We start from the raw sequence: 553 nt of genomic DNA, 5'->3' as shown, positions 1-553 counted from the left end.
CGATGATGCACAATTTAAGTGGCCATTGAAGGATAAAAAAGAGGTGCTTTCTATTAATGGGCAACAGCTAAATTGGCTACTTGACGGCATCGATATTTTCTCGATGAAACCCCATAAAACCTTACATTACAGCACTGTTTTATGATGCTTTTTTAGCGGATTTTTGGTATCATGTACACCATGAAAAACACAGAAAATCAATTACCTACAGATGTAGAAACGCTTCAAAAACTATTACTTGAAGCACAATCTTTATTGCTCGAAAAAGAGGCTGAAATCAGTTCGCTACTTGAGCAACTAAAGCTGGTGCGCCATCAAATTTTTTCACCGACCAGTGAAAAACAGAGCCCGCAACAGGGTGAGTTATTTGATGAAGCGGAGCACATTGTCATCTCTGAGCCTGATGAAGAAGAGGCGACTGTCGAAGCTCACAGCAAGACTGATAAACCATCGAGAAAACGTGGCCGTTCAACATTACCTGCACACCTACCACGTGTTGAAGTCATTCATGACTTAGCGGAAGTAGATAAAATTTGCCCGCATGATGGGACGC

The 553-nt window shown here is 41.6% G+C and carries 2 protein-coding genes; both read left to right on the top strand.

The window, feature by feature from the left end:
• A partial coding sequence (gene tnpB, locus KSO91_RS18080; RefSeq protein WP_420830964.1) for an IS66 family insertion sequence element accessory protein TnpB occupies positions 1-145 on the top strand: 145 nt, incomplete at its 5' end.
• Between the two features lie 35 nt (positions 146-180).
• Positions 181-553, top strand: a 373-nt coding sequence (locus tag KSO91_RS18075) for a transposase (protein WP_238744297.1), incomplete at its 3' end; no start/stop codon positions are given.

This window comes from Psychromonas antarctica, assembly GCF_022267535.1.
Classification (GTDB): domain Bacteria; phylum Pseudomonadota; class Gammaproteobacteria; order Enterobacterales; family Psychromonadaceae; genus Psychromonas; species Psychromonas antarctica.
This window is presented reverse-complemented; position numbering and strand designations above follow the sequence as displayed.